This is a genomic window from Staphylococcus aureus (genome assembly GCF_001027105.1).
Taxonomy (GTDB): Bacteria; Bacillota; Bacilli; order Staphylococcales; family Staphylococcaceae; genus Staphylococcus; species Staphylococcus aureus.
On the sequence record NZ_CP011526.1, the window covers coordinates 2,386,545 to 2,407,807 of the forward strand.

Annotated in this window: 18 protein-coding genes and 1 pseudogene; 4 read left to right on the forward strand and 15 right to left on the reverse strand. The window is 34.0% G+C overall.

Features of this window, described 5'->3' with window-relative positions; genetic code table 11:
- Positions 1-13 precede the first annotated feature (13 nt).
- Positions 14-1,291, reverse strand: a complete 1,278-nt coding sequence (locus AA076_RS12175) for a cation:dicarboxylate symporter family transporter (protein WP_001173165.1) — start codon at positions 1,289-1,291, stop codon at positions 14-16.
- Positions 1,292-1,472: 181 nt separating this feature from the next.
- Complete coding sequence (locus AA076_RS12180) at positions 1,473-1,838, reverse strand: DUF3139 domain-containing protein (RefSeq protein ID WP_000727537.1); 366 nt, start codon at positions 1,836-1,838, stop codon at positions 1,473-1,475.
- A gap of 397 nt (positions 1,839-2,235) precedes the next feature.
- Here AA076_RS12180 and AA076_RS12185 point away from each other — a divergent pair, with 397 nt between their 5' ends.
- Complete coding sequence (locus AA076_RS12185) at positions 2,236-2,682, forward strand: MarR family winged helix-turn-helix transcriptional regulator (RefSeq protein WP_000289213.1); 447 nt, start codon at positions 2,236-2,238, stop codon at positions 2,680-2,682.
- Between the two features lie 215 nt (positions 2,683-2,897).
- Entirely contained in the window at positions 2,898-3,326 is a 429-nt protein-coding gene (locus tag AA076_RS12190; RefSeq protein WP_001797427.1) for an Hsp20/alpha crystallin family protein, read from the forward strand.
- Between the two features lie 106 nt (positions 3,327-3,432).
- Here the strand turns inward: AA076_RS12190 and AA076_RS12195 are convergent, their stop codons facing one another.
- Entirely contained in the window at positions 3,433-4,602 is a 1,170-nt protein-coding gene (locus tag AA076_RS12195; protein WP_000278558.1) for a nitrate/nitrite transporter, read from the reverse strand.
- Between the two features lie 369 nt (positions 4,603-4,971).
- Between AA076_RS12195 and AA076_RS12200 the strand changes: the two are divergent.
- Positions 4,972-5,886 (forward strand): annotated as a pseudogene (locus AA076_RS12200) (DUF2268 domain-containing putative Zn-dependent protease).
- Complete coding sequence (locus AA076_RS12205; RefSeq protein WP_000332063.1) at positions 5,865-6,605, forward strand: MerR family transcriptional regulator; 741 nt, start codon at positions 5,865-5,867, stop codon at positions 6,603-6,605. The pseudogene AA076_RS12200 and the gene AA076_RS12205 overlap by 22 nt, the downstream one beginning before the upstream one ends.
- A gap of 257 nt (positions 6,606-6,862) precedes the next feature.
- Here AA076_RS12205 and nreC read toward each other — a convergent pair whose 3' ends face one another.
- From nreC to AA076_RS12265, 12 genes are all read right to left on the reverse strand, one after another.
- Positions 6,863-7,516, reverse strand: coding sequence for a nitrate respiration regulation response regulator NreC (nreC, locus tag AA076_RS12210; RefSeq protein ID WP_025175367.1), 654 nt, complete (start codon positions 7,514-7,516; stop codon positions 6,863-6,865).
- Between the two features lie 22 nt (positions 7,517-7,538).
- On the reverse strand, positions 7,539-8,573 hold the full coding sequence (nreB, locus tag AA076_RS12215) for a nitrate respiration regulation sensor histidine kinase NreB (protein ID WP_000606546.1): 1,035 nt from the start codon (positions 8,571-8,573) through the stop codon (positions 7,539-7,541).
- A 23-nt stretch (positions 8,574-8,596) separates the two neighbouring features.
- Complete coding sequence (gene nreA, locus AA076_RS12220) at positions 8,597-9,049, reverse strand: nitrate respiration regulation accessory nitrate sensor NreA (protein WP_000186933.1); 453 nt, start codon at positions 9,047-9,049, stop codon at positions 8,597-8,599.
- Positions 9,050-9,068: 19 nt separating this feature from the next.
- Positions 9,069-9,746 carry a respiratory nitrate reductase subunit gamma gene (narI, locus tag AA076_RS12225; protein ID WP_000934151.1) on the reverse strand — a complete coding sequence of 226 codons (678 nt, stop codon included), beginning with the start codon at positions 9,744-9,746 and terminating at the stop codon, positions 9,069-9,071.
- Positions 9,739-10,314, reverse strand: a complete 576-nt coding sequence (narJ, locus tag AA076_RS12230) for a nitrate reductase molybdenum cofactor assembly chaperone (RefSeq protein ID WP_000606768.1) — start codon at positions 10,312-10,314, stop codon at positions 9,739-9,741. The genes narI and narJ overlap by 8 nt, the downstream gene beginning before the upstream one ends.
- Complete coding sequence (gene narH, locus AA076_RS12235) at positions 10,307-11,866, reverse strand: nitrate reductase subunit beta (protein WP_000692645.1); 1,560 nt, start codon at positions 11,864-11,866, stop codon at positions 10,307-10,309. The genes narJ and narH overlap by 8 nt, the downstream gene beginning before the upstream one ends.
- Positions 11,856-15,545 carry a nitrate reductase subunit alpha gene (locus AA076_RS12240; RefSeq protein ID WP_000514391.1) on the reverse strand — a complete coding sequence of 1,230 codons (3,690 nt, stop codon included), beginning with the start codon at positions 15,543-15,545 and terminating at the stop codon, positions 11,856-11,858. The genes narH and AA076_RS12240 overlap by 11 nt, the downstream gene beginning before the upstream one ends.
- 308 nt (positions 15,546-15,853) lie before the next feature.
- Positions 15,854-16,831, reverse strand: a complete 978-nt coding sequence (cobA, locus tag AA076_RS12245) for a uroporphyrinogen-III C-methyltransferase (protein ID WP_000109965.1) — start codon at positions 16,829-16,831, stop codon at positions 15,854-15,856.
- Positions 16,822-17,136, reverse strand: a complete 315-nt coding sequence (gene nirD, locus AA076_RS12250) for a nitrite reductase small subunit NirD (protein WP_000448222.1) — start codon at positions 17,134-17,136, stop codon at positions 16,822-16,824. Before nirD ends, cobA begins: the two co-directional genes overlap by 10 nt.
- Positions 17,137-17,139: 3 nt before the next feature.
- Positions 17,140-19,545, reverse strand: coding sequence for a nitrite reductase large subunit NirB (gene nirB, locus AA076_RS12255; protein ID WP_001118726.1), 2,406 nt, complete (start codon positions 19,543-19,545; stop codon positions 17,140-17,142).
- Between the two features lie 65 nt (positions 19,546-19,610).
- On the reverse strand, positions 19,611-20,342 hold the full coding sequence (locus AA076_RS12260; protein WP_001014062.1) for a sirohydrochlorin chelatase: 732 nt from the start codon (positions 20,340-20,342) through the stop codon (positions 19,611-19,613).
- Positions 20,343-20,571: 229 nt separating this feature from the next.
- The gene (locus tag AA076_RS12265; RefSeq protein ID WP_000169317.1) at positions 20,572-21,108 is read right to left on the reverse strand and encodes a GNAT family N-acetyltransferase; all 537 of its coding nucleotides are present in this window, start codon (positions 21,106-21,108) and stop codon (positions 20,572-20,574) included.
- Between the last annotated feature and the right edge of the window lie 155 nt (positions 21,109-21,263).

A 21,263-nucleotide genomic window follows, 5' to 3' on the forward strand; every position in this document is an offset into this window, starting at 1 on the left:
CAGATAGTATTTTTTAAATTGATTTTAAATATTCTTGACCTTTTGCTTTGTCATATACGTTTTCCCATTTAGCTATAACGATTGTTGATAATGCATTACCAATAACGTTTACACATGTACGTACCATATCTAAGATACGGTCAACACCAATAATTAATGCTAAACCTTGTGCCGGTAAGCCCATGGCACCTAATGTTGTTAATAAAACAACGATTGAAGTTCCTGGTACTGCCGCCATACCTTTAGACGTAATCATTAATGTTAACATCAACACAATTTGCTCTGATAATGTTAAGTGCATTCCATACATCTGTGCAACGAATAATGCTGCAATAGATTGATAAAGTGCTGATCCATCTAAGTTAAACGTATAACCAATTGGTATAACAAAAGAAGTAATTTCTTTTGGAGAACCGAAGTTTTCCATTTTCTTCATCATTACAGGAAGTACAGCTTCCGAACTTGATGTAGAAAATGCTAAAAGCAATTCACTTTTCAAGATTCTAATAATATTCATGATATTAATACCACACATCCATGCAACTAGTCCTAGTATAGCGAATACAAAGAACACCATTGCAAAGACAACAACTAATACTAATTTTAATAGTGGTAATAATGCGGATGCACCAAATGTAATAATTGTAGTACAAATGAATGCAAACACTCCAAGTGGTGCTAATTTTAAAATTTTATTAATCATCCAGAACACAGCTTCAAGCGATCCGCTTAAAAATTCTTTAACTGGTTCTGCTTTTTTACCTACAGCAGCTAATCCTAATCCAAAGAATACTGCGAAGAAGATAATAGGTAATAATTCACCCTTATTTAAAGCTTCAAAAAAGTTTGTCGGAATAATATGTACAATGGTATCAATAAAATGATTTCCATATGTAGATTGTTCTGCTGCATGTGCAGTTGATTGATATTTAGAAATATCACCTTTAGGTAATTTTGTTGGGTCTAATCCAGCACCTGGTTTAAATAGGTTACCGAAGATAATCCCTAAACCTATTGCGATTGTTGTAATAATTTCAAAGTATAAAATTGTTTTCCAGCCATAACGCCCTACAGTTTTCGATTCCCCAACGTTCGAAATAGAAAGCGCTAGTGAGCAAAATACAACTGGTATAACGATCATTTTAATTAAATTTAAAAATACGTCACCAAATGGTTTAATGTAATTTGCTACGTTTTCTTGTCCATATAATAAAAGTCCTACGACAACACCTAACACTAATGCAATAACAACTTGCATAGGTAGGCTAATTTTTCTCTTGAATAGAGCCATAGTACAAACTCCCCTTCATCTGACATCACTCAATTATATCAGAAAATTGATAATTATCTATAAAAAATTAAAATATTTATCTTTTATAGATGTCAAAAATCACTAATTTCCATACAAAAACTGTTTACCTCAAATAATTAAAATTGAAGGCACTAAACTGCTTCACCAGTTTAACGTTTCACTATTTTGATGGTTTATAATTTTGATTGAAATATTTATGCTTTGCAGTTTTCAAACTTTTCTTAGTCTCTGTATCAAAGCCTTCAACAAATAATCCTTTATTAGTACTGATTGGTTGCACAACATAAGTTACACCAGGTTCATCTTTAAATGTAACTTCCTTATAGAAGAGACCTTTTTTAGCACTATACTCTGTTTTTTCTGATTTAATTTTATCTTTTAGATTTTTCTCTTCCAAGTAACTGTCAATTAGTTGAATATTCTTATGGCCTTGATATGTTTTCAGACCAAAGAAAAATGCTACTGCAACAATTAATGAAATAAATAATATAATGATAACTTTAATCGCGTTTTTTTTCTTCTTCATTATGTAACTCCTTTTTGCTTATCTATTCAGTATGAACGAATCAATTTATTTAATAAAGAGTTTTTACCAGATTGTAACAAATTTTTTTATTCTCAATATTATTATAGAAATCGAATTACATACACGATGCTTTTAAAAAATTTAATAACAAATTTTATTTTACTATCTATCAAAATAATTGACTACTTTTAACAATTAAGGATGATACAATTACATTTTTTTCAATTTAAAAAATCAGTCATATCAGTAATTACCGATGAAAATACTAAGATATCGATATATTTTGCATTATTTAACATTTAAATTCAATTATAGACAATTCAATAATTGCGATGAAATCAGTACTTGACAACTATTACACTTCATAATATTGTTTATTTTAACAAGGAGTGATTGGATGTATGTAGAAAACAGCTATCTTAGCAAACAGTTGTGTTTTTTATTTTATGTTTCTTCAAAAGAAATAATTAAAAAATACACAAACTATCTTAAGGAATATGATTTAACCTATACTGGTTACATTGTTTTAATGGCGATTGAAAATGATGAAAAACTTAACATCAAAAAATTAGGTGAACGTGTGTTCTTAGATTCTGGAACACTGACACCATTACTAAAGAAATTAGAAAAGAAAGATTACGTTGTTCGAACACGTGAAGAGAAAGATGAAAGAAACCTACAAATTTCTCTAACAGAACAAGGTAAAGCAATAAAAAGCCCTCTTGCTGAAATTTCTGTTAAGGTCTTTAATGAATTCAACATTTCAGAACGAGAAGCATCAGATATAATTAATAATTTGCGGAATTTTGTTTCTAAAAATTTTGACTATTCCGACAAAAAATAACTCCCTATCATAAGGTGATGGGCAGAAGTATGCATCGATATGTTTATTCATTATCTTTATTGCTTGTATAAATCTCGATGCTCAGTTCTTTTGCCCTGATTCCTTATCAGGCACAAATCTACCCATTTATTACTTTTTTATCTCCCCTTTTACTTTAACTTTTTTAATACTACTCATATAATGGCTTTGTAATACAAATTTCTATAATGGAAGTGATGATATTGAACTTCAATCAATTCGAGAATCAAAACTTTTTTAACGGTAATCCAAGTGATACATTTAAAGATTTAGGTAAACAAGTATTTAATTACTTTTCAACACCTTCATTTGTAACGAATATATATGAAACAGACGAATTATATTACTTAGAAGCTGAACTAGCAGGTGTAAATAAAGAAGATATTAGTATCGATTTCAATAATAATACGCTCACTATTCAAGCTACTAGAAGCGCAAAATACAAATCTGAACAACTCATTTTAGATGAGCGTAACTTCGAATCATTAATGCGTCAATTTGATTTTGAAGCTGTTGATAAGCAACATATTACTGCTAGTTTTGAAAATGGGTTATTAACCATTACCTTGCCTAAAATCAAACCAAGCAATGAAACTACTTCATCAACATCTATTCCAATTTCATAGTTAAATTTAAAATGAATACACTACTAAAGCCTTAATGTCATGCTACGAATATTGCGCATGATATTAAGGCTTTGTATTTAACTAAATGAATGGCATGTATTACATATCAACCGTTTTTCAATGAGCCATATTCTTTTTGGTATAAATGACGCATGGTAAATAATGCAATACATCCAAATACCGCTAAGAAAATAAATGCTAAATGACTTGATCCTGTTAAATTAGCTACGTACGTGATTACTAGTGGTGGGAAGAATCCTCCTAAACCACCCATCATTGATACGATACCATTTGCGGATCCCGCTTCATTTAAGAAGTATGATGGTACTAATTTGAAGATTAAGCCGTTACCAATACCTGCACAAATACTTATTGTTAAACAGCCTACAGTGAATAATGCGATATGGTCTGAAATACCTAAAATAATGGCACCGATAATCATAACAACAAAATCAATCATCAATACTTTAACTGCATTAAATTTATCACCTAAAATGCCACCTATTGGTCTTAAGAATGTTGCCAGCGCAATGAATACACCTGATCGAATACCAGCATCTACTTTGTCAATTCCAAAATGATTTACTAAGTAGTTAGGTAAGAAAATACCAAATGCTACAAAAGCACCAAAAGTAATAAAATACCAATAACTTAAGTAATATAATTTGTAGTTTTTAGATAATGTTTTCATTTGAGCCATTAATGGTACTTTAATTTTACGTTCTTGTGTGTCACCAAAAATGAACATAATTAATGCAAATAAAGCGATAATAATTAAGTAACTTCTAACTGTTGTTTGCCAACCAATAATACCCGCTATCGGTGGTGCTAAAAATGAAGAAACTGCTGTACCGATATTTCCCATACCATAAATACCATTTGCTAGACCTACTTTTTCTTTAGGGAAATATTTAGGAACTGATGTAACACCAACTGAGAAAATTGCACCACCTACACCAAGGAAAAATCCTGAAGCCATTAACATACCCGGTGTTTGTGCTTGGCTTAAGAAAAATATCGGGAATAACAATACGATAAAACTAGTAAAGAATACCCATTTAGCGCCAACAATGTTTGTTAAATAACCAAATGGCACACGGAGCACCGATCCCAAAATAACTGGTATCGCTAAAATGATTGATATTTGACCTTCAGTAACATTGACATCTTGTTTAATAAAGGGCATTAATGGCGCAATTATACTCCAAGCCATAAACCCAACCACTAAACTTAATGTTTGTAATGTAAGTTGAAAGCCACCTTTTGTTTTGTACATACGTTTCACCTTCATCAAAATCATTTATTTTTTAATAGATATCAATACTCTGCCTATATATTAGAGGTCAATGTTATTTAAAAATGCTTTCATTTATATGAAAACATTCAATATAGACAAAGTATTGACTACATATATATTTTATTATGATTGTGAAAAAGTGAACATAAGGATTTTCCCTTATTTATGAAGTGATTTACCCTATACAATGTCCCTTTAAGATGCTTTTAGACACTTATTCGCCATCATTTTAATCATATTATTTAGGAACACTCACATACTTTTCTTAATTTTTTTCAATTAGTTACAATTACTGCTTGAAAATCACGTTACGTTATCCTTTATGCTGACAACATAAGGAGGTTTATCATGTATAAAATCAATATTATTAGATCAGATTCCGTCTATAATAATATACTCAAGGCACCAATAAACGACCGTGATTCAATTTTCACTAAAGAAATATTAGTACCTTTTAAAAAGAAATTTGAGGTACAACATATGCCTATTTATAATGATGACAAACAGACAATGAGTGCGATTCAATTTTTAGATGCCTTTCAAATTTCTCCCAAAGATTTACGCATGTCTGACCAAATGTCAATACAATACCTGAATAATGATTTCTGGAGTAATTGCGAAAAATATTTAAAAGTTGCTATAGATCAATTTTCAAATTATAGTATCTCATCTCAAGTTTCTAACTATCATTTCACAGTATTACTTGGAGATCGCCAAAAACCACTTATGTATCTAAATAAAAATCGCGGTGGTGATGGTGGCATACCAGGTTATATTATGATTTATTTAGTGCCGAGTACAAGTACAATTAATTCTATGAAAAGCTTAATTGCACATGAAGTAAATCATAATATGCGCTATCAATATATTGATTGGGATGGCGGAAGTTTGATTGAATTGATTATTGCAGAAGGATTAGCTGAAAACTATGTAGAATCATTGTATGGTAAAGCGCATATTGGACCGTGGGTAACAAATACTAATTGAAGTCGTGATAACGTAAAAATTAAAAATACTATTTATAATCATTTACATTTAAAGCATATATTTGAATCGATGCCTTATCTCTATGGTGATGATATTAATAAACTTCAAGGTAGGCCTATCGTTGGCTTATCTCATGCTGCCGGGTATGCATGTGGCTATCACTTGGTAAAATACTTTTTACAAAAAACAAACATACCTATTGAAGTTGCTACAACACTTCCAGCACAAAAAATAATAAATGAGGTGACTGAATTTTGGCATACACATACACTTTAAAAGATATTATTGAAATTACAGGTGTAACTAAAAGAACTTTACATTATTACGATGAAATAGGATTATTAGTTCCAGATAAAAATGATAAAAATTATCGCGTTTATAAACAGCAAGACTTAGAAAAATTACAAAAGATTTTAATACTCAAGTCTTTTGATTTTGATATCGCTAAAATAAAACAATACATTTCGTATGATAATGAACAATTGCGAAAGTTATTATCAGAGCAAATAAGCAAGTTAGATAAAAAGATTTCTGACTTACAATTAATTAGACGCTCTGTATGTGAATTTATTAAAGGACTCTCTCTAATAGATACCAGCATTTTAAACAAGACACTACAGTCACAATATGATAAAGAAGCATCTATAAAATATGGTCATACGAAAGCATATCAATCATTTATTAGACGTAAAGACAGCTTACAATCGCAGGATATCAGACATAAATTGACAACTATCTTCAATAAATTTAATCATATGTCTTTGAGTCATTATCCAATCCAAGATTGTAGTGATCTCGTATTTGAGTGGAAGGCATTTATGAACACTATCGCTGATTTTGATGATGAAACATTATGCTGTATTGCTAAAACATATGAAGATGATACGCGTTTCAAAGATTACTTTAATTCATATGATAATCAAAATTTAGCATCATACATTTCAGAAGCTGTTAATTATTTTTTGAGCAATGTGAATAAGAGCGACAATTTTTAATCCTCATACAGATGCTACAACACTGAATACACCAACTAAAATAATTGTTCAAAGTAGAAAACTAATCATTTATTCTCTAAATCAATAACTATATTAAAAGTTATACCTTTGCAAAGCGAATTAGTATAGGTTACCGAAAGGAGAAAGGATTAGGTTCCATTCGATTTATAAAAAAATATATTTCGAAACATACAAAAGCGCCAGAAGATAATCATTTCCTCTCGCGCTTTTATACTGAATTATATTAATTTCAAACTCTAAAACTCTAATAATTTCTTTTTCAATGCATATTCAACTAGCTCAGGTTTACTCTTTAAGCCAAGCTTTGTCATAATATGCGTCTTATGTGCTTCTACTGTTTTCACAGATACAAATAATTTCTCTGCAATTTCTTTATTCCCGTAACCTTTGGCAATAAGTGGCAATATTTCTAGTTCTCGTTTTGATAAGATTTTAAAAGGATCTGTTGTGTTTGCAGTGTCCTGATTTGAATTAGATACAAATTCATTCACTAAAGATGTTGTAAGTTTCATATCTACATATGTTTCACCTTTATATACAGTTCGAATAGCTAACAATAATTGTTCATCAGGTGCATTTTTCAATATGTAACCTTTCGCACCATTACGCAACACATAGAACAAATACTCCTCATCATCAAACATTGTTAATATTAGTATTTTAGTTTCAGGAAAACTGTCAGCAATTTTACTCGTAGCGATAAGACCTGACTCACCTGGTGGCATACTTAAATCCATTAGTAACACATCAGGTTTATATTCCATTACTTTTTGGTAAGCTTCGACGCCATCTGCAGCCGTTGCAACAACTTCCATATCATTTTGATAATTTAAAATCATAGAGAACCCCGTACGGACAACAGCGTGATCATCGGCAATGACTATTTTCAATTTTATTCCCCCAATGTATGTTTCAAATTGGAATGTTCAATGTAACATTGGTACCCTCACCAATTTTCGTTTCAATATTGACGCTACCGCTGACTAACTCAGCTCGCTCATTCATTCCATATAAACCGAGTCCAGAACCTTTAGGCTTAGAACTTGGATCAAAACCATTTCCCGCATCTATCACTTCTGCTACCAAATGGCGCCCAGTTTGACGGATACCTACATTTATTTCATTTACATCAGCGTATTTCAACGCATTTAAAATAGCTTCTTGCACTACTCGATAAACAACCGTTTCAATATCACTATCAAAGCGAGTATTTTTAATATTTGATGTATATATGATTTTTATTCCATAATTTTCTTCAAACTGTTTAAAATATGATTTAAAAGCTGCTTCAAGGCCTAGATCATCCAAAGAAGCGGGTCTTAATTCAACCGACATATTACGTATATCATCAATTAATTTAGCGACAATATATTCAATATTTTCTGCGTCTTCCAAAAGCTTAGTTGTATCTTCTTGATATTTTAATAATCTCAATTGAACATCTACATTGAGCATTTCTTGAATCACACTATCATGTAACTCTCTAGAAATTCGCTTTCTTTCATTTTCTTGGGCTGAGATTGTTTTACGCATCATACGTTGTTGATGCAATTTCTCTTGCTGTTCAATTTGTGATGAAACATTTTGAAGCGTAAATGCATGAATTCCCCTGTCTTGATCAATCAACTGATATGTTGCTGTAAATGGCATCACTTTTTGATCTTTCGTCTTCATAAATACTTGGAAATTCGTAGCTTGTACTTGCATCGATTCTAAGAAACAGTCTTTACATGATTGTACATCATAGGCATTTGTATACCCTTCACATCTGTGACAAATCGCATTCGCCACAGCACTGTAATTATCTTCTTCAGATAATATATCTTTAGCAGCATCATTCATTGCAATAATTTTACCGTTATCATCAGCAAAAACTATCTTTTCGATTGAATGCTCATAATATTTTTTCAATAAAGTATCTAACTGTATACTGTCCTCATTAATCATGACTTACACCCTAATTCATCTCATTATTTATCATCATTGAAAATACCAAACTTACGTTGAATATCATCATTATCAAATATTTTTGGTAAAGGACGACCATCTCTTTGACCAAATAATAGTACGCCATACACTTGATTCTTATACCAAAGCGGCACTGCTAAAACTGCTGTTAATGATTCGCTCAATAAAATTGGATAGTCAATCTTTTCTTCAGGCCCTAAAGCTAAACCAACATTGGCTATTACCATACGCTTTCCTGTTTTCATAACAGTTCCAGCTAATCCACGACCTTTTCTTAAAATAATCAATTTAAATCGATTATTTTTATTACCTGAAACATAGTGCCATTTTATTGGAGATGATGGTTTGTTAGATTCATAGAAAGCGATTGCCGCAAAATCATAACCCTCTTCTTTGCGTATTTTATCTAATGTCTCTTGAAATCTACGATCTTCAATTATTGCTTCTGGTGTCAAATCCTTTCACCTCTTATGCTTACACTTTATTCTTACGGTAAATAATATATCTGCGATTTATATATGTCAAAGGTACACTCCAAACATGCACCAAACGTGTAAATGGCCAACAAGCCATAATAGTGAAACCTAACAATATATGCATTTTAAATGCAATCGGCACACCACTCATCAATGACGCATCTGGTTTTAACATAAATAATTGTCTAAACCAAATTGATAATGAAGTTCTGTAGTTAAAGTCTGGATGTTGTATATTTGTTACTAATGTTGCGTAACATCCCATAAATACGATAAGTAATAATAAGAAATTTACAAATATATCCGACGCTGAACTTAATCTTCGAATACTTTTCGTAGTAACACGTCTCGCTGTTAATAAAAACATCCCTATCAAAGTTATTATACCAAAGATGCTACCAATATAAACAGCGCCTATATGATATAAATGCTCAGACACACCCACTGCATCCATCCATGGTTTCGGTATTAACAATCCAACTACGTGTCCAAAAAACACTGGAATAATACCTAAGTGAAATAATAAACTTCCCCACATCAACCTTTTTCTTTCTATTAATTCACTAGATTTAGCTGTCCAAGAAAATTTATCATAACGATAACGTGCAATATGACCTGCGACAAAGACAACTAAACATAAATACGGAAATATAACCCATAAAAACTGATTAAGCATGATGTTTCACTCCTTTTGGTGATGTCAAACATAATTTCAATGTTTTTCTAAGTGCTTGAATCACATAGGCATATGGATTGTTATCTTCACCAAGTGCATTCGCCATCACATATGTTCCATCCTCAATAATCATAATGATTAATTGAATATTCTCTTCAGCTCTTGGATCATTTCGCCATTCTGCCACTTGCAAAAATTGAAGCATCAACGGTAGATAATCAGAAAGTTCATTATCTACCATTTCTAGTCCAAACATTTCATATAATACCTTTAATTTAGCTAACATTTGCCCACGTTCTTTTTGCGTATCAAATTTGTTATACGTCATATATAATGGTGCTTTTTTCGTAAAATCAAATGTATCTGTATAAATCGCTTTGATTTCTGATAATGAAAATGTCATCATTACATTTCTAAATGCTACTAAATCTTCATATGCTGGATGATCTTTCGAAATTGTTTCTTCAAAAGTTTTTGGATGAAAAGTTAATTTTTCTGGAAAACATAACTGTTGTGCCATATATCCAAAACTTTCTTGATATTTTTTAAAATTATCGAAATTAATCACGGAAAATCCCTCCATAGAAATTCTCATTATAAATTTCTTGACCAGTTTTCCCTGAACCTACTGCAACGCCACAGCCTTCACAGTTATCTCCAAAATGCTCGCCGCCGTAATTGTATCCTGTACTACCTTGTGCGTGATACGTATCTAAATAGGTTTCTTTGTGTGATGTTGGAATAACAAATCGATCTTCATATTTGGCTAGTCCTAATAAACGATACATGTCTTTAGTTTGGCGCTCGGTTATACCTAATCGCTCTAATCGAGACGTGTCAAATGGCTGTTGAGTAACTTGAGATCTCATATAACTTCTCATCATTGCCATACGTTGTAGGGCTCCTTTTACTGGCTCTGTATCTCCTGCAGTGAAAATATTAGCTAAGTATTCAATAGGTAAACGCATTTCTTCAATGGCTGGGAAAATCGCATCTGGATTTTGAGTTGTATTTTTACCTTCAAAATAGCTCATAATTGGGCTAAGTGGTGGGCAATACCAAACCATCGGCATCGTTCTAAATTCAGGATGTAACGGAAATGCAAGTTTATATTCAATTGCTAACTTATAAATTGGAGAGTTTTGTGCAGCTTCAATCCAATCGTAACCAATACCATCTTTTTCAGCTTGAGCAATGACTTCTTCGTCAAATGGGTTTAAGAATATATCTAATTGTTTTTCATATAAATCTTTCTCGTCTACTGCTGAAGCTGCTTCATGAACTCGATCTGCATCATATAATAAAACACCTAAGTAACGCATACGTCCTGTACAAGTTTCAGAGCATACCGTAGGCATACCCGCCTCGATTCTCGGGAAACAGAAAGTACACTTTTCAGCTTTGTTCGTTTTCCAATTGAAGTAAACTTTCTTATATGGACAACCTGTCATACAGTAACGCCATCCACGACATGCGTCTTGGTCAACTAATACAATGCCATCTTCATCACGTTTATACATAGCACCTGAAGGACACGATGCAACGCAACTTGGATTCAAGCAATGTTCACATAAACGTGGTAAATACATCATAAAAGTTTCGTCAAATTGGAATTTAATATCTTCTTCTATTTTTTGGATGTTAGGATCTTTTGGACCTGTAACATGACCACCTGCTAAGTCATCTTCCCAGTTAGGTCCCCATTCAATTTCAATGTTATCCCCCGTAATTTCTGAATACGCTCTAGCAACTGGCGAATGCTTCCCTGATTTCGCAGTTGTTAAATGTTCATAATTATAGTTCCATGGCTCATAATAATCTTTAATTAATGGCATATCTGGGTTATAAAAAATTTTACCTAAAGCAATTTTTGAAATTCTACTTCCAGATTTTAATTCAAGTTTCCCTTTACGATTTAGTACCCAACCACCTTTGTAGTGTTCTTGGTCTTCCCAACGTTTCGGATACCCTACACCTGGCTTCGTTTCTACGTTGTTGAACCACATGTACTCAGCACCTGGACGATTTGTCCAAGTGTTTTTACATGTCACACTACACGTATGGCATCCTATGCATTTATCTAAATTTAATACCATCGCAACTTGCGCTTTAATCTTCAAGCCAATTAACCTCCTTCATCTTTCTAACTGCTACATATAAATCCCTTTGGTTCCCAATTGGTCCATAATAATTAAAGTGATAACTAATTTGTGCGTATCCTCCGACTAGTTGTGTTGGTTTCAAATGGATTCTAGTCGGCGCGTTGTGTGAACCACCACGTGTATCTGTAATTTCTGACCCAGGCGTTTGAATATGTTTATCTTGTGCATGATACATAAACATTGTACCTTTAGGCATACGATGCGAAATAACTGCTCTTGCCGTTACAACACCATTACGGTTATACACTTCTAGCCAATCATTATCTTGGATATCGTGTTTTTCAGCATCTTCATTTGATATCCAAACCGTTGGACCACCTCTAAATAGTGTCAACATATGCTTATTATCTTGATACATTGAGTGTATATTCCATTTTCCATGAGGCGTTAAATAACGCAGTACCAAAGCATCTGTACCACCTTTAATTTTCTTATCTCTATTCCCAAATACCATTGGCGGCAATGTCGGTTTATATACTGGTAAGCTCTCCCCAAATTGTTGGAAAACTTCGTGATCCACATAATAACTTTGACGTCCTGTTAATGTTCTAAAAGGTACTAGACGTTCTATATTCGTTGTAAATGGTGAATATCGTCGACCTTGTTTATTTGAACCTGGGAATACTGCTGTCGGTATTACTTCTCGTGGTTGTGAAGTTATATTTAAAAACGAAATTTTCTCAGCAGCGCGTTCGCTAGAAATATCTTTTAACGGCATTCCAGTTTGTTCTTCGAGATCTTCATATGATTTTTGTGATAATTTACCATTCGTAGCAGATGAAATACTTAGTATTGCATCAGCTACATTACGTGCTGTATCAATACGTGGACGATTCGCTCTCACAGAATCATCATTTGTATCACTCCACGTACCTAACATACTTTTTAATTCTTCATATTGTTCACTGACACCGAAACTTACACCATGTGCTCCAACTTTCCCTTTTTCAAGTACAGGACCAAGCGTGACATATTTGTCGTAAATTTTAGTGTAGTCGCGTTCTACAATTGCAAAGTTAGGCATTGTACGTCCAGGTACCGCTTCAATTTCACCCTTCGACCAATCTTTCACTACGCCGTATGGTGTTGAAATTTCTTGCTTTGTATCATGACTAAGTGGAGTTGTCACAACATCTTTAAACGTTCCAGGTAAATAGTCTTTTGCCATTTCTGAAAATGCTTTTGCCAACGTTTTATAAATATCCCAGTCTGAACGCGATTCCCATAACGGATCAATGGCAGGATTGAAAGGATGTACATATGGATGCATATCCGTTGATGATAAATCATGTTTTTCATACCAAGTCGCTGCCGGCAAAACAATGTCAGAATATAACGGTGTTGCCGTCATTCTGAAGTCTAAAGAGACCACTAAATCTAACTTACCTGTTGTTTCTTCACGCCACGTAATTTCTTCTGGCTTTTCATCTTCATTTGGTGTAGCTAATAACCCTGATTTTGTGCCAAGTAAATGCTTCATAAAGTATTCTTGACCTTTTGCAGAACTTGAAATTAAGTTTGAACGCCATATAAATAATGATTTTGGATGATTCTTTTTCAAATCAGGATCTTCTATTGCAAATTGTGTTTGTTTTGATTTCACTTCATCAATTGCACGTTGCAAAATCGCTTCATTTGAATCTATACCTTCATCTTTAGCTTCTTCTGCAAACAACAAACTATTTTTATTAAATTGTGGATATGATGGTAACCAACCAAGTCTAGCTGCTAAAACATTATAATCAGCTGGATGTTGATGCTTTAACTCCTCTGTTTTAGCTAATGGAGATTTTAAACGATCTACATTTGACTCTTCATATTTCCATTGGTCTGTTGCAAAATAGAACCAACTTGTTCCGTTTTGCAAACGTGGTGGTCCTTGCCAGTCTTTCGCAAATGCGACAGTACTCCATCCTTCAATCGGACGACATTTTTCTTGTCCCACATAGTGAGCCCAACCGCCACCATTCACACCTTGACAGCCACATAACATAACTAAGTTTAAGATTGAACGATAAATCGTATCTGAGTTAAACCAATGGTTAATACCCGCACCCATGATAATCATTGAACGCCCTTCAGTATCGATAGCGTTTTGCGCAAATTCTTTCGCTACTTGAATGACAACACTTTGTTTTACGCCTGAAATGGCTTCTTGCCAAGCAGGTGTATATTTTGATTCTGCATCGTCGTATCCTTTTGATTCTAATTTATGATCAAAACGACGCACGCCATATTGACTTGCCATTAAGTCAAAAATTGTAGCAATACGGACTTTGTCACCATTTGCTAAAGTGACTTGTCGAGTTGGAATTGGACGATTGAATATCCCATCTCCATCACTATCAAAGTATGGGAATTGAATTGTTTCTAATTCGTATCCACCTTCTGTCATTGATAATGTAGGGTTAATTTTAGAACCATCTTCTGTTTCTAGTTTTAAGTTCCACTTCTTACCTTCTTCCCAACGTTGACCCATTGTGCCATTAGGTACTACTAAACTATCGCTGATTGCATCATGAATAACTGGCTTCCATTCGCCTTGCTCTGTTGTTTGACCTAAGTCACTCGCTCTTAAAAATCGACCCGCTTTATATCCATTTTCATCTTCATCCAGCATGATAAGAAACGGCATATCTGTATATTGTTTAGCGTAATTTATAAAGCGTTCATTAGGTTGATTAACATAATGTTCTTGTAAAATAACATGCGTCATTGCTTGTGCAATTGCAGCATCTGAACCAGGATTCGGTGCTAGCCAGTTATCTGCAAATTTCACATTTTCTGCGTAATCTGGTGCTACTGAAATGACTTTTGTACCTTTATAGCGGACTTCAGTCATAAAATGTGCATCCGGAGTACGTGTTAAAGGTACATTAGAGCCCCACATAATAATGTATGATGCGTTATACCAGTCACTTGATTCAGGCACATCTGTTTGCTCTCCCCAAATTTGTGGAGAGGCAGGTGGTAAATCTGCATACCAGTCATAAAAACTAAGCATTTCACCACCAAGCAAATTGATGAATCGAGCACCTGCTGCATAACTAATCATTGACATCGCTGGAATAGGTGTAAATCCTGCGATTCGATCTGGACCATATTTTTTTATTGTATACAGTAATTGTGCTGCGATTATCTCTGTAACGTCTTTCCAATTTGAACGCACGTGCCCTCCCATACCTCGGGCTTGCTTATATTGTTTGGCTTTGTCTTCATTTTCAACAATAGACGCCCATGCAGCAACGCGATTACCATTGTTTTCTTCTAATGCTTCAGTCCATAAATCCCAGAGTTTTCCACGAATATATGGATATTTGATTCGAAGCGGACTGTATTCATACCAAGAGAATGACGCACCTCGTGGACATCCTCTCGGTTCATATTCAGGCATATCCGGACCACAACTTGGATAGTCAGTTTGTTGATTTTCCCAGGTAATCACACCATTTTTCACAAATACTTTCCAAGAACATGAGCCTGTACAGTTAACACCATGTGTTGTTCTTACTTCTTTATCGTGGCTCCAACGTTCTCTGTACATTTTTTCCCATTCTCTACTTTTACTTTCTAGGATCGACCAATTCCCATTAAATTTTTCTGTTGGCTTAAAGAAATTCAATCCAAATTTTCCCATATTTATATCCTCCTACGTATAAAAATACGATGTGTAGATGTCGTGTTTTTAAATACTTTAAAATGCCCAAGACTATTGCTTTAATTAGATTGTACATTTTTTCACAAACATAAAATATTAGGGAATCACCTAATTACTTAAGGAATTTCCCTATCAATAACGGGATTTCATTGAAATAATACACAATCATGTATGGTCATGCTTATTGCCAATCTAAATCGTTCAAATTTGGCACAACGACAAATAAGGCTTCAACACGAATATATTCTCTCGGTTGAAACCTTACTTATTCATTTATTTTTTATAAATTAGTGACATAACACTGTATTAGCATCTGCACGATCGGTTGAAATATATGTTACATTTTCTTGCTGCTTAATAAATGCATCATAGTAATCATATTGCGACGAATGATATGTGCCATTCGATGTATCATTTGGGTTTAGCAAACAGCCATAACCTTCGTCATATAAATGTTCACAGAGCATAAGGGCGTCATGTTTAGAACCACTTACTACATAAAATTGCTTCATAGGATCATATGATTTAGGAGTGTTTTCAGTATAATCAACAACTTCCCCTATAATACATATACCTGGTTTCGCCTCAATTGAATAGTGTTGCAATTTTGAAATAATATTACTTAAACGCCCCTTAACAACAAACTCGTTAAAACACGATGCTTGAAAGACAATCGCTATCGGGTAATCAATATCTGTGTATTGTTGTATCTGTGTGATAATTTTCCCTAAACGTTTTACCCCCATATAAATTGCTAACGTGCCACCATTCACTAAGGAATTGACATCCACTTCATTTTCTTCTGAATCTTTAAAGTGACCTGTAGAAAATGTCACACTTTTAGCAACTGTACGCATTGTCAAACCTGTCTGCATAGTAGCAACTGCTGCGCTCGCTGATGTCACCCCTGGTACAATTTCAAACGCAATATGATGTTCATTTAGTATGTCGACTTCTTCTTGCACACGACCAAATATCGCTGGATCGCCACCTTTAAGTCTAACAACCTTGTTATATCGACGCGCTGCTTCCACGATACAGTCATTTATTTTTTCTTGCTGAATATGTTTTGCATACGGCTTTTTACCAACATCGATAATTTCAGTAGTCAAATTCGCATATTGTAAAATTAACGGATTCACTAATCGATCATATAGAATGACATCCGCTTCACGTATTAAACGCTCAGCCTTTTTCGTCAAATAATTCGGATTACCTGGACCCGCACCTATCAAGTAAACCTTGCCATATTCCTCTACAGACATATATATACGTTCCCGTCTGTAACTTCTACCTCATAAACATCTACACAACCTTCATCAGGTTCTTGAACAATACCTGTATTTAAATCAATTTTTTGATCGTGGAGCGGGCAAAATACATATTCCCCACTCACTGTCCCTTCAGACAATGGTCCTTGTTTGTGTGGACAGATATTGTGAATCGCATGAATTTTGCCACTTTCTGTTAAAAACAACCCTACCTCTTTGCCTTTGACAATAACCTTTTTTCCAATTAGGGGTGTTAATTCATCTATAGTTGTCACTTTAATTTTTTCTTTTGTTTCCATGTATTACACCTTCTCCACTTCAAAAATTCTACGTGCTTGAGCATTGCTAGTTATTGCTTCCCAAGGTTCAGCTTCGACTGCTTTTTTAGCATCCATAATGCGTTCAAATAGTTCATTTTGTCTTTCTGGGTCAAGTAAGACTTCTTTTACATTTTCAAATCCAAGTCTTCTTAACCATGGCGCTGTTCTTTCAGCATATATACCTGTTTCGCGATAATATTGCATCAAAGCACCACATAATTTGATTACTTCATCTTCTGTTTCTACAGTTGTTAAAAATTCAGCTTTTTCAACTTCTGTACCACCATTACCACCGATATAGATTTGGAATCCATTTTCAACTGAGATAATACCAAAATCTTTAACACCTGATTCAACACAACTTCTTGGGCAGCCTGATACACCCATTTTGAATTTATGAGGTGTATCGATGTATTCAAATGTTTTTTCTAAACGAATGCCAAGTCGTGTCGTGTATTGCGTACCAAATCGACAAAACTCTTTACCAACACAGCTTTTAACTGAGCGTGTTTTCTTACCATAAGCTGATGCTGAACGCATACCTAGGTCTTCCCATATATTTGGTAATTCTTCTTTTTTAACTCCATACAAACCAACACGTTGTGAACCTGTCACTTTAACTAGTGGCACATGATATTTCTTAGCCACTTCTCCTAGACGAATCAGTTGGTCTGCATCTGTAACACCCCCACGCATTTGAGGTATAACAGAAAATGTACCATCATTTTGAATATTCGCATGGTAACGTTCGTTAGCAAATCTTGATTCTCTTTCATCTTCATGATCATGTGGATAAACCATGTTTAAATAATAGTTGATTGCTGGTCGACATTTTGGACATCCACCTTTATTTTTAAAGTTTAAAACATGTCGAACTTCTTTAGATGTTTTTAAACCTTTCGCTCTTATTTGCGTTACTATTTGATCGCGTGTCAAATCAGTACAACCACATATACCAGCAGGTTTTGCGGCAACAAAGTCATCTCCTAAGGTGTGCTGCAATATTTGAGCAATTTGCGGTTTACATTTACCACATGAATTCCCCGCTTTTGTTTTAGCCGTTACTTCTTCAACTGTTGTAAAGCCATTTTCCGTAATCGCATTTACTATAGTACCTTTATCAACACCATTACAACCACAAATTGTTTCATCATCAGCCATATCAGCAATTGATAGCGATGCCTCTTCTCCACCTTTAGTAAGCAATGATACAAGTGTGTAATCTTCAGTGGATTCACCTTTTTTCATCATGTTATAAAAGCGTGAACCATCATCGATATCACCATATAGTACTGCACCAACTACATTACCGTCTTTTAAAAAGATTTTTTTATAGTTATTATCAACACTATTAAATATTTCAATACCTTTAATTTCTGCATTTTCTACAATTTGACCAGCACTATACAAGTCACACCCAGAAACTTTTAATGACGTAAATGTTGTTGATCCCTTGTATCCGTTCGTTTCTTTATTTGTTAAATGATCAGCTAATACTTTACCTTGTTCATATAGTGGTGCAACGAGTCCATAAACTTTGCCGTTATGTTCTGCACATTCACCAACTGCATATACATTGCTATCACTTGTTTGCATCACATCATTGACAACAATACCACGATTAACATCTAGACCTGATTCTTTGGCTACTTCTGTGTATGGTCGTATACCTACTGCCATAACAACTAAGTCTGCCGGAATCTCGCGTCCATCAGCCAATTTAACACCCTCAACATCATCTTCTCCTAAGATTTCAGTTGTGTTGGCTTGCATTTCAAACTTCATACCTTGCTTTTCTAGATCTGCTTTAAGCATATTTCCAGCTTTACGGTCTAGTTGCATTTCCATCAACCATTCAGCTAAATGTAACACCGTTACTTCCATACCTTGATCTAATAAACCACGTGCACACTCTAAACCTAGTAATCCTCCACCAATTACAATTGCTTTCTTTTTAGTCTTAGCAATGTTCATCATTTGTTCAGTATCATCAATCGTTCTCCAACCAATTACACTCGGTAATGTCGAACCTGGAACTGGAATGACGAATGCTTTAGAACCTGTCGCAAAAATCAATTTATCGTATGATACTTCAATACCATTTGCAGTAGTAACTGATTGATTTGCTCTATCTACTTCAATTACAGGATCATTTGTAATTAACTCGATACCATGTTCCTCATACCACTCATATGGATTCATAATTGTTTCTTCAACTGTCATTTTATTTTGTAAAATATTTGAAAGCATGATGCGGTTATAGTTTGGATAAGGTTCTTTACCTATTACCGTAATATCATATAAATCGTTGGCGCGCTCTAATATTTCTTCGATTGTTCGAATGCCCGCCATACCGTTACCAATCATTACTAGTTTTTGCTTTGCCATAAAATATGCCCCTTTACTCCATAATATTTATTTCAAAAAAAGGTATTAATTTTTCGTTAGTGCTTTTATATTTTCATTGGAATCATTAAGCTTTCTAATCTATCGTTAATGATTTGCTTTAAAATTGGGTCGAAGTTAATTGAAGGTGTGAAGTGTATATCTGTATTAATAACCATGTCATTCATTTGCTGCTTCACTTTGTTAACAAGTCTTCCGTCATATAAAAATAATGGTACGACAATCAATTTTTGATACCGTTTCGAGATGCTTTCTAAATCATGTGTAAAACTAATCTCTCCATATAGCGTTCTCGCATATGTCGGCTTGCTAATTTGCAAATTTTGAGCGCATATTTGTAACTCTTCGTGTGCCTTAGTAAACTTTCCATTAATATTGCCGTGTGCAACAACCATAACTCCAACTTGTTGTTCGTCACCTGCTAATGCGTCACAAATACGTTGTTCAATTAATCGTCTCATTAAAGGATGTGTGCCAAGTGGCTCGCTTACTTCTACCTTTATGTCTGGATACCGTCGTTTCATTTCATGAACGATATTCGGTATATCCTTGAGATAATGCATTGCACTAAAGATTAGCAATGGTACAATTTTAAAATGGTCAACCCCACTTTGAATCAACGTCGTCATTACCGTCTCTAAATCCTGATGCTCACTTTCTAAAAACGCAATATCATAGTGATGTATATCATCTTTTACTAATTCAGAAATAAATGCTTCTAACGCTTGATTCTGTCGTCCGTGCCTCATGCCATGTGCAACAATGATATTCCCATTCACATTTACCAACCCTTTCACACGTATTGTATACCAAATCATTTTGTTTTTGTGAAAAGAATCACATTATAATGTAAAATCAGGGAATTCCCTGATGCCTGTAGTCATGCATATTCCTTATACATTTTCCCTTTTTGTTAAATCAAAAAAAGCGACCGATATATGAATCCCTACTCAACATTTATTTGAGCAAGCATTAATATATCGGTCGCTTGTAGTGTATATTATTATCTTAAAATGGTGGTTGGCCTAATATTGTTTCGTCAAAGCGCTCGGGTATCAATACTTTGCGCATGATCACACCTAAATCGCCATCATCATTTTCATGTTCGCTGTATATTTCATAACCTCTTTTTTCATAAATTTTAAGTAACCACGGATGCAATCTTGCAGATGTACCTAAAGTAACTGCCGCTGACTTTAACGTATCTCGCAAAAATGCTTCTTCAACATAAGTAAGTAATTGGCTACCATAGCCTTTCCCTTCATACTCAGGATTTGTCGCAAACCACCAGACAAAAGGATAACCCGAAATACTTTTCACACTTCCCCAAGGATATCTAACCGTAATCGTAGATATAATTTCATCATCAATTGTCATGACAAATGTAGTATTTTTATCTATATTTTCTTTAACAGCATCTAAATTAGCATTAACCGAAGGCCAATCAATACCTAGTTCTCTTAGAGGCGTAAATGCTTCATGCATGAGTTGTTGCAATTTTTCTGCATCTTGTTCACTTGCGAGTCGAATCATCGTTTTTGTCATATTAATCCCCACTCTTTTTTAAATGATTTAACCATATTTTATTTTTAAAATAAATATCCATCAAAGTGTATCAATAAATTTATCACATGTCAGAAAGTATGCTTCATCTGAATACACCAATACTCTCATGAAACTTATTAAAAATTACTCTCTCA